Genomic DNA, 9,484 nt, shown 5'->3' with positions numbered 1-9,484 from the left:
ATCATTCGCGATCCTTGATGAAATATGCGGGCTAGAGACAAGATGCAAGAGACAAGAGGCAAGTAAGATCACCCTGGCCCGACAGCCGTTTCGGCGACCGCATGCCGCCTCTTGTATCTTGTATCTTGACTCTTGTCTCTCGTGTCATAATTATTTTCTTTGCCGCATTTCCTCTCCATGACCCAACCAGCGCCCTATCCCCTGCTTTCCAGCATCAGCGCACCGTCCGACCTGCGGGAACTGCCTGCCTCCGAACTGACGGTACTTGCTCGCGAGTTGCGGGCCTTTCTGCTGGAATCCGTGTCTGGCACAGGGGGGCATCTGGCCTCCAATCTGGGAAGCGTGGAGCTGACCATCGCCCTGCACTACGTCTTCAACACCCCCGAAGACCGGCTGGTATGGGACGTGGGTCACCAGAGCTACCCCCACAAGATTCTCACCGGGCGGCGCGAGGCCATGCCCAGTCTGCGCCGGAAAGGGGGGCTGGCGGGCTTCCCGCGGCGCGCCGAGAGCCCCTATGACACCTTCGGCACCGGTCATTCCAGCACGTCCATCAGCGCGGCGCTGGGGATGGCGCTGGCAGCGCGCCAGAAGGGCGAGGACCGGCACACGGTGGCCGTCATCGGGGATGGCGCCATGACCGCCGGCATGGCCTTCGAGGCCCTCAATCACGCCGGTGACGAGAAGGCCGACCTGCTGGTGGTGCTCAACGACAACGAGATGTCCATCTCGCCCAACGTGGGCGCCATGAACAATTACCTGGCCCGGGTGCTGTCCGGGTCCTTCTACTCCACGGTGCGCGAAGGCAGCAAGCGGGTGCTGGACCACATGCCGCCCATGCGCGAGTTCATGCGCCGCGCCGAGGAACACGTCAAGGGCATGATCGTGCCCGGCACCCTGTTCGAGGAGATGGGTTTCAATTATTACGGCCCCATCGACGGACACGATCTGCCGTCGCTCCTGAAAACCCTGAAGAATCTCAAGGCCCTTCCCGGACCGCGCCTGCTGCACGTGGTCACCCGCAAGGGCCACGGCTACAGCCCCGCCGAACAGGATCCCTGCGGCTACCACGGGGTGGGCAAGTTCGACCCCGAGGTAGGACTCGCCCCGTCCGGCGGCCCCGGGAACCCCACCTACACTCGGGTCTTCGGCCAGTGGCTGTGCGACATGGCCGAGACAGACCCCAAACTCATGGCCATCACACCTGCCATGCGGGAAGGCTCCGGCCTGGTGGACTTCTCGGAACGCTTCCCGGCGCGCTACTTCGACGTGGGCATCGCCGAGCAGCATGCCCTCACCCTGGCCGCCGGGCTCGCCTGCGAAGGCATGAAGCCCGTGGTGGCCATCTATTCCACCTTCCTGCAGCGTGCCTACGATCAGCTCATTCACGATGTCACGCTGCAGGATCTGCCCGTGCTGCTGGCCATCGACCGGGCGGGACTGGTGGGTCCGGACGGACCCACCCATTCCGGCAGCTTCGACCTGAGCTACCTGCGTTGCCTGCCCAACATGACCATCATGGCCCCCGCCGACGAGAACGAGTGCCGGCGCATGCTCACCACCGGCTTCCTCCTGGACGGCCCCGCGGCGGTGCGCTACCCGCGCGGCAAGGGGCCCGGCGTGGCCGTGGAGCCGACGCTCGAACCCCTGCCGGTGGGCCGCGCCGAGATCCGGCGCCATGGCCGGCGGGTGGCCATGCTGTGCTTCGGTGCCGTACTCGCCCCGGCACTGGAGGCGGGCGAAACGCTGGATGCCACGGTGATCAACATGCGCTTCGTCAAGCCGCTGGACGAGGCCGTCATCCGCGAGGCCGCCGAGGGCCATGAATTGGTGGTTACGATCGAGGACAACGCCGTGGCGGGCGGGGCCGGAAGCGCGGTCAACGAGGCGCTGCAGCGGTGCCGGCTGACGGTGCCCGTGCTCAACCTGGGCCTGCAGGACCACTTCCAGGAACACGGCACCCGGGAGGAACTTCTGAGCGAGGCCGGACTCGATACCCCGGGCATCCTGGCCGCGGTCCGCCGGCGTCTGGCGGACCAGGGGAAGGGCGAGCAGGATTGCAGTGATCCCCGCGCCCGGGTAATATCCTAGCGTTTTACTAAAGATTACACATGGCCGCCAAGTACACCCTCCGCGTCGTCACCGACTTCGCCTCCGCCCACACGCTCCGCGAGTACCCCGGGGCCTGCAGCCGCATGCACGGCCACAACTGGAAGGTGGAGGCGGAGGTGGTGGCCACGCGCCTCGATGACGTGGGCATGGGCCTGGACTTTCGCGACATCAAGCAGGCTGCCAGAGAAATTGCCGGACGCCTGGACCATCGCTATCTGAACGACCTGGAGCCCTTTCGGGAGGTCAACCCGACGGCGGAGAACATCGCCGCCTGGTTCTACCGGGAAATGGCCGACAAGCTCAACGGGCCCCGGGTTCGGGTGCATGCCATCACGCTGTGGGAGACCGAGCGGGCCTGCGTCCGGTACACTGAAGAAGACTAACGATACGAACACCGGAAGAATTCATGAGTACAGTTGCCCCCAAGGTCATCTCCAGCGGCATGCCGGACGTGCAGGCCAGCGCCGACACCCGCCGGATTCCCATCAACAAGGTGGGTATCAAGGACATCCGCCACCCGGTGCGGGTCAGCGACCGTGACGGCGGCGAGCAGCACACCGTCGCGCGCTTCAACATGTATGTGAACCTGCCCCATGACTTCAAGGGCACCCACATGTCGCGCTTCGTGGAGATCCTCAACAACCACGAGCGCGAAATCACGGTGCAGTCCTTCAAGCAGATGCTGCACGAGATGGCCGAGCGCCTGGAGGCGGGCTCGGGCCATATCGAGATGAGCTTCCCCTATTTCGTCAACAAGCGCGCCCCGGTTTCAGGCGTGATGAGCCTGATGGACTACGACGTCACCTTCATCGGCGAGATCCACGACGGCGCCGCGCAGATGAACATCAAGGTGGTGGTGCCGGTAACGAGCCTGTGCCCCTGCTCCAAGGGGATCTCCGAGCGCGGTGCCCACAACCAGCGTTCGCACGTCACCGTCAACGCCCGCGTGCGGGATTTCGTCTGGATCGAGGAGATCATCGACCTGGTGGAGAGCGAGGCCTCCTGTGAACTCTACGGCCTGCTCAAGCGCCCCGACGAAAAGCACGTCACCGAGCGCGCCTATGACAACCCCAAGTTCGTGGAAGACATGGTCCGCGACGTGGCCGCCCGGCTCAACGCCGACGAGCGCATCACCGCCTACTCGGTGGAATCGGAGAACTTCGAGTCCATCCACAACCACTCGGCCTACGCGCTGATAGAGAAGGACAAGGAAGGATAAGTACGAAGTGTGAATTGGGAAGTGGGGATGGGGTGCCCACATGCCGATTCGGTTATGAAGGCGGTTATACCGGGGTCCCACATACCTGCGCCGTAAAGCCAAACCGGAAAGGTCGTGAAGGTATGCGCTAAGGACGCAAAGGACTTCTGATCGATAGACCTTCCCTGGCGCCCTTCGCGCATACCTTCGCGCCCTTCGCGGTTCGCTTTTTCTTGTTGCCGCATACGGTGCGGTCCGTCAAACCACCCGCCAACCAAACCCCTCGTCCTGCCTAGCCACGTCCAGCCAGTCCGGGGTGCAGCCCAGGGCACGTGAGAGGCTTTCCAGGGCGAGGGCCTCGGTGTTGTTCTTCTCGGACAGGTGCATGCCGATCACGTGGCGCAGCCGCGAGGTGTCCAGGGCGGCGAGCAGTGCCTCGGCCTGGTGATTGGCCAGGTGGCCCAGGCCTCCGCCCACCCTGCGCTTGAGCGGCTCCGGGTAGGGGCCAGCGGCGAGCATCTGCGCATCGTGATTGCACTCCAGCAGCAAGGCATCACAACCATCCAGGGTGCGCTGCATGTGCGGCGTCACGGAACCCGCGTCGGTAAGCAACCCCAGTCTTTTGTCGCCGTCGCTGAACATGAACTGGCACGGCTCGCGGGCGTCATGGGGCACCGGATAGGGCTCGACCTGCAGGTCGCCGATGGCCAGGCGCTGGTGGGCATGGAAGATCCGGGTCGCGTGGAACGCGGTGTCCCTCAGGGCGTTCAACGTACCCGCCGTCAGCCACACCGTCTTGGCGAAACGGCGGGAAAACGCCGCCGCGCCACCCACGTGATCGCTGTGTTCGTGGGTGATCAGCACGGCGTCGATGGAATCGGGGGTCATGGACAATCGCGCCAGCCGGCGCACGACCTCGGATACGGAGAACCCGCAATCCACCATCACCCGGGTGCGCCCGGTACAGATCACCAGGCCGTTGCCACGACTGCCGCTGCCCAGGGAAGCGAAGCGGACGCCGCGCACCGGCCCGGAATCAGCCGTGGCCACGGGGTGAACCTCCGCCGGTGGCAGTGCAGACCGTGTCCGGCACGGATGCCGATTGCCAGGAGCCGCTCGGTGCGCGTTTACGCCCGGCCGACACGGCGTCAGCGGATCTCGTCGCGCAGCAGTTCAAGCACGGTACGGGCATCACCGGTACGCAGGGGCTCACCCTCGCGATCCCGGGCCGTGATCCGCACCCAGCTGTCGTCCTGGACCAGGCGGATCTGGTAGCGCCCGTCACCGCCAACGGGATCCCGGCGGAACATGCGTGCGAACACTCCGCCGCGGGAGCCGGTCACGTGCGGGCTGTAGGTCACATGGAATATGCCGTTGCGGCGGTCCTGATCGTCCACCAGCAGACCGGCGCGGTCCAGGCTCAGGCCCACCTGCCGCCAGACCCGCGTGTATTCACCGCGCATCTCCAGGACGGGTTCGCCGTCCACCTGCCGCTCACGCACACTGGGTCCGGTGTCGGCGACGTGGTCCACGATGCCGCGCACCTCGTCTTCGTCCCGCCCCAGGAACACCATCAGGCGGGTGAGCATCTCGGCCTCCAGGTTGGGATCGGCGGGACGCATAGCCCAACGGATGCCGCCCACCTGCGGATCGTCCACCGTCTGTTCAACGCCGCGGTGGGCAATGAACACGCTGGTGAGGCCGTCGTCGTCGCGCTCAAGCCTGACGCGGAACTTGTCCTGGTACCCGGCATCATGCCGCGTGCCCAGCACGCGACCCAACGCCGCGCGGAACTCGCCGATATCCACGCCGGCCTCGCTTTCCTTCCAGTCGGTTTCCATGACCCCGACAGCCGGTTCGTCGCGCACCAGGTCGAAACCCTGGTCCCGCCAGAAGGAGCGCAATCCCTGCCACAGTTCGTCCGGGGCTGCGCGCACCTCCAGCCACCGGATGCTGCCTTCCCGGCGCACGCTCATCTCGCCGATCTCCCTGAGCGCTACGCGGTCCGCCGTGACATCGGGGGCGGGCGCAGCGCCAAGGATTCCGCTGGGCTGCTGCTGGCGTCGCTCCGCTTCCACGGCACTGACGCGCCCGTCCTCACGGGGCGGTACCCGGTAAGTGGCATCCAGTTCAGGCGGCAGCAGATCCGGCGGGATCTCCAGGGCACGGCCGCTCTGGGCACCTTCGTGGGCGGTGTCCCGGCGGTCTCCGAGCATGCCGCAGCCTGCGAGTGAGATGACGAGCACGGGGACAAGGATCCCCGCAAGGGAAACGGACGACAGGGGTTTGGCTTGCATGAGTTCCGGTATCAGGTGTTTAAGGTGACGCCCGCCGCCTGCAGGGCCTGCCTCAGCGGCGTGCGACAGGACTCGGACAAGGGGGTCAGCGGCAGGCGGATGCCCGCGGGGATCAGACCCATTTCATGGAGGGCCCACTTGACCGGGATCGGGTTGGCCTCCAAAAACAACGCCTGGTGCAGCGGGTCGATGCGCTGGTTGATCTCCTCCGCCGCGGTCCGGTCACCGCGCAGCGCAGCATCACATAAACGGCGCATCTCGCCGGGCACCACGTTGGCCGTCACGGAGATCACACCCCGGCCACCGAGCAGCATGAACTCCATGCCGGTGGCGTCATCGCCGCTGAACAGGTCAATGCGTTCGCCGCAACGGGCCACCAGGTCGCGGGCCCGGTCCAGGTCACCGGTCGCGTCCTTTAGACCGACGATGTTGGAAATCTCCGCGAGGCGCACCACCGTGTCATTGTGCATGTCCACGGCCGTGCGGCCAGGTACATTGTACAGGATCTGCGGGATCGGCACCGCCTCGGCTACCGCCCGATGATGGCGGTACAAGCCTTCCTGGGTGGGCTTGTTGTAATAGGGGGTGACCAGCAGACAGGCGTCCGCCCCGGCCTGCATGGCGCAGCGCGTCAGCTCGATGGCCTCGGAGGTGGAATTGGCGCCGGTCCCCGCAATCACCGGTATGCGCCCGGCCACCATGCGCACCACCTGGCCGATGACCCGGCAGTGCTCATCGAAATCCAGGGTGGCCGATTCTCCGGTGGTGCCCACGGCAACGATGGCGTCCGTACCCTGTTCCAGATGGAACTCGATCAGCCTTGCAAGGGACGCCTCGGAAACCGATCCGTCCTCGTCCATGGGCGTCACGAGGGCCACCATACTGCCGTGAAACATCGGATTCTCCGCTCAATACAAGTGGGACATGGTACTCAGCGCGCGGCCCCGGGATCAAGCGACCCGAACGCCTGCGCAAACGTAGCGCAGGGCGGCCGCAAACTGGTACGCTTGAAGCCGACACGCCCCGCCCGGAACCGCCGGCCATGACCCCCAAAACCAGCCAGAACCGCAGCACGCACCTGGTCGTCTCGGCCATCGGCGAGGACCGCCCCGGGTTGGTGGAGAGCCTGTCGCGGGCGGTGCTGGAGAGCGGTTGCAGCATCGAGGACAGCCGCATGAGCGTGCTCGGCGGCAGTTTCGCCGTGATCATGCTCACCACCGGCAACTGGAACACGCTGAGCCGTCTGGAGAACGCGCTGAACGGCCTGCGCGAACAGGGCGCCCTGGAGATCAACACCCAGCGCACGGGCCCCCGCAAGCACCCGGAGCGATGTCTGCCCTACGGTGTCGACGTGGTGGCACTGGACCAGCCCGGCATCGTGCACCAGCTTGCGGGATTCTTCTCCGCTCGCAGCATCAACATCCAGGAAATGAGCACCCATGCCTACAACGCCGCACACACCGCCACGCCCATGTTCGCCGCCCACCTCACGGTGGAGATACCCGCCTCCGAGCACATCGCCACCCTGCGCGACGACTTCCTCGATTTCTGCGACGAGTTGAACCTGGATGGGGTGATAGAGCCGATTAAAGGGTGAAGGATGAAGGATGAAGGATGAAGGATGAAGGATGAAGGATGAAGGATGAAGGCAGAGCCTGCTTGACCCGAACGGTCTGTCAAGGGCCTTCATTCCACCTTCAACCTTCTGCCTTCATCCTTTGCGGGTTGAAACCGCATGGCTGGGTACCCTCCCAAACCACAGGAGCCATCAATGCCAAAGGTCGCCCCCAACAAACCCGTCCCCGACTTCGAATGCCCGGCCACCGGCGACAAGACCGTGCGCCTGTCGGACTTCAAGGGGAAGCAGCACGTGGTGCTGTATTTCTATCCCAAGGACGACACCTCGGGCTGCACGACGGAGGGCAAGGACTTTACCGAGGCCTATAACAAGCTCAAACGCAAGAAGGTGGCCGTACTCGGTGTCTCGCGGGACAGCCTCAAGTCCCACGAGAAATTCAAGGCGAAATACGAATTCCCCTTCGACCTTCTCTCCGACGAGGACGAACGCCTGTGCAAGCTCTTCGACGTAATCAAGATGAAAAACATGTACGGCAAGCAGGTGCGCGGCATCGAGCGCAGCACCTTTCTGATCGACAAGGACGGGGTACTGCGCCGGGAGTGGCGCAAGGTGAAGGTCCCCGGCCACGTGGACGAGGTCCTGGAGGCGATCGGCGAGCTATAGAAGATATGAGACTGCGGCCCGCTCGCACACAAACACAACAAGCCATTACCGACGCCGCACCTCCAGCACGAGGCTGCGGCGTTTTTTGTCCTGCCCACGCACCACTGCCAGGAGCCGTTCAATGGTAAAAAAGGAGATCCGCGGCAAACGCCTGTTCGTGCTCGATACCAACGTCCTGATGCACGATCCGACCGCGCTGTTTCGCTTCCAGGAACATGACATCTATCTGCCCATGGTGGTGCTGGAGGAACTGGACCGGGGCAAGAAGGGGGTGTCCGAAGTGGCGCGCAACGTGCGTCAGGTCAGCCGCTTCATCGATGAAATGATGAGCGACGCCAGTCACGCCGAGATCGCCCAGGGCCTGCCCCTGAACAGCGAGAGCCTCTCGGAGGCCGCCTTCGGCGGCAGCGGAAGGCTGTACTTCCAGACCCGGGCCATGCCGGCTCATCTGCCCGACAGCCTGCCGGGCAATACGCCGGACAACACCATCCTCGGCACCGCCCTGGCCCTGCAGCAGGAGCGCCCCGATGTGGATATCACCCTGGTATCCAAGGACATCAACCTGCGCATCAAGGCGGCCGTGCTGGGAATCCATGCGGAGGACTATTTCAACGACCAGGTCCTCGACGACGTCAATCTCCTCTACAGCGGACGCAGCGAGTTGCCCGACGATTTCTGGGAGACCCACGGCAGGGCCATGGAGTCCTGGCAGGAGAGCGGCCGGACCTGCTACCGCATCCACGGACCCCTGGTGGGTCAGTGGTTTCCCAACCAGTTCCTGCACCTGGGCGGGGAGGAGCCGTTTTCCGCGCTGGTGCGCAGCGTGGGTGCCGACACGGCGGAGATCGAGACACCGATGGATTACCTCAATCCCCGGCATACCGTGTGGGGCATCAACGCCCGCAACCGGGAACAGAACTTCGCCCTGAACCTGTTGATGGATACGCAGATCGACTTCGTGAGCCTGGTGGGGGCCGCGGGCACCGGCAAGACGTTGCTTACACTGGCAGCGGGCCTGGCGCAAACCCTGGAAGAAAACATCTACAAGGAAATCATCATGACCCGGGTGACCGTGCCGGTGGGTGAGGACATCGGCTTCCTGCCGGGCACCGAAGAGGAGAAGATGACGCCCTGGATGGGCGCGCTCATGGACAATCTCGAGGTGCTCACCAAGTCGGAGATCGGGGGCGACTGGGGCCGCGCCGCCACCAACGACCTGCTCAAGAGCCGCATCAAGATCCGCTCGCTGAACTTCATGCGCGGGCGCACGTTCCTCAACCGCTTCATCATCCTGGACGAGGCCCAGAACCTGACCTCGAAGCAGATGAAGACGCTCATCACCCGTGCCGGCCCCGGCACCAAGGTGGTCTGCCTGGGCAACATCGCCCAGATCGACACGCCCTACCTGACCGAGACCACCTCCGGCCTCACCTTCGTGGTGGACCGTTTCAAGCAATGGGAACACAGCGGCCACATGACCCTCACCCGCGGCGAACGCTCCCGCCTCGCGGATTATGCCTCGGCGACGCTGTAGTTTGAGTACTCTGAAGGACGTTTAACCCGGAACAGAAAAATATGTATCTCTCGCAAAGACGCAAAGCCCGCGAAGGCAATCTATAGAAACTATGAAGGGCC

General features: G+C 64.4%; 9 protein-coding genes. 6 read left to right on the top strand and 3 right to left on the bottom strand.

Annotated features, from left to right (window positions below; translation table 11 throughout):
* The first annotated feature begins 177 nt into the window (after nt 1-177).
* The 3 genes from dxs to folE2 are packed head-to-tail and all read left to right on the top strand — an operon-like array spanning nt 178 to nt 3,331.
* Entirely contained in the window at nt 178-2,091 is a 1,914-nt protein-coding gene (gene dxs / locus B1C78_RS12255) for a 1-deoxy-D-xylulose-5-phosphate synthase (RefSeq protein WP_077279471.1), read from the top strand.
* Between the two features lie 20 nt (nt 2,092-2,111).
* Nucleotides 2,112-2,495, top strand: coding sequence for a 6-carboxytetrahydropterin synthase QueD (gene queD, locus B1C78_RS12250; protein WP_077279457.1), 384 nt, complete (start codon nt 2,112-2,114; stop codon nt 2,493-2,495).
* 23 nt (nt 2,496-2,518) lie between these two features.
* Nucleotides 2,519-3,331 carry a GTP cyclohydrolase FolE2 gene (folE2, locus tag B1C78_RS12245; RefSeq protein WP_077279456.1) on the top strand — a complete coding sequence of 271 codons (813 nt, stop codon included), beginning with the start codon at nt 2,519-2,521 and terminating at the stop codon, nt 3,329-3,331.
* A gap of 237 nt (nt 3,332-3,568) precedes the next feature.
* On the opposite strand, the gene B1C78_RS12240 is transcribed toward folE2, so the two are convergent.
* From B1C78_RS12240 to dapA, 3 genes are all read right to left on the bottom strand, one after another.
* On the bottom strand, nt 3,569-4,360 hold the full coding sequence (locus B1C78_RS12240; protein ID WP_077279455.1) for an MBL fold metallo-hydrolase: 792 nt from the start codon (nt 4,358-4,360) through the stop codon (nt 3,569-3,571).
* 98 nt (nt 4,361-4,458) lie between these two features.
* Nucleotides 4,459-5,607, bottom strand: coding sequence for an outer membrane protein assembly factor BamC (bamC, locus tag B1C78_RS12235; protein WP_077279454.1), 1,149 nt, complete (start codon nt 5,605-5,607; stop codon nt 4,459-4,461).
* Nucleotides 5,608-5,618: 11 nt separating this feature from the next.
* Nucleotides 5,619-6,503, bottom strand: coding sequence for a 4-hydroxy-tetrahydrodipicolinate synthase (gene dapA / locus B1C78_RS12230; protein ID WP_077279453.1), 885 nt, complete (start codon nt 6,501-6,503; stop codon nt 5,619-5,621).
* A gap of 146 nt (nt 6,504-6,649) precedes the next feature.
* Between dapA and B1C78_RS12225 the strand changes: the two genes are divergently transcribed.
* The 3 genes from B1C78_RS12225 to B1C78_RS12215 all read left to right on the top strand — a co-directional run bounded on the left by B1C78_RS12225 (nt 6,650) and on the right by B1C78_RS12215 (nt 9,383).
* A complete protein-coding gene (locus tag B1C78_RS12225; RefSeq protein WP_077279452.1) occupies nt 6,650-7,204 on the top strand; it encodes a glycine cleavage system transcriptional repressor in 555 nt (184 codons plus the stop codon).
* 174 nt (nt 7,205-7,378) lie between these two features.
* Nucleotides 7,379-7,849 (top strand): peroxiredoxin, encoded by a 471-nt coding sequence (locus B1C78_RS12220; protein ID WP_077279451.1) that lies wholly within the window; start codon nt 7,379-7,381, stop codon nt 7,847-7,849.
* A gap of 121 nt (nt 7,850-7,970) precedes the next feature.
* Nucleotides 7,971-9,383 carry a PhoH family protein gene (locus tag B1C78_RS12215; protein WP_077279450.1) on the top strand — a complete coding sequence of 471 codons (1,413 nt, stop codon included), beginning with the start codon at nt 7,971-7,973 and terminating at the stop codon, nt 9,381-9,383.
* The last annotated feature ends 101 nt before the right edge of the window (nt 9,384-9,484 follow it).

The organism is Thioalkalivibrio denitrificans, assembly GCF_002000365.1.
Taxonomy (GTDB): Bacteria; Pseudomonadota; Gammaproteobacteria; order Ectothiorhodospirales; family Ectothiorhodospiraceae; genus Thioalkalivibrio_A; species Thioalkalivibrio_A denitrificans.
Note: the sequence above shows the minus strand (reverse complement) of the source record. Positions and strands in the feature narration are given on the sequence as shown.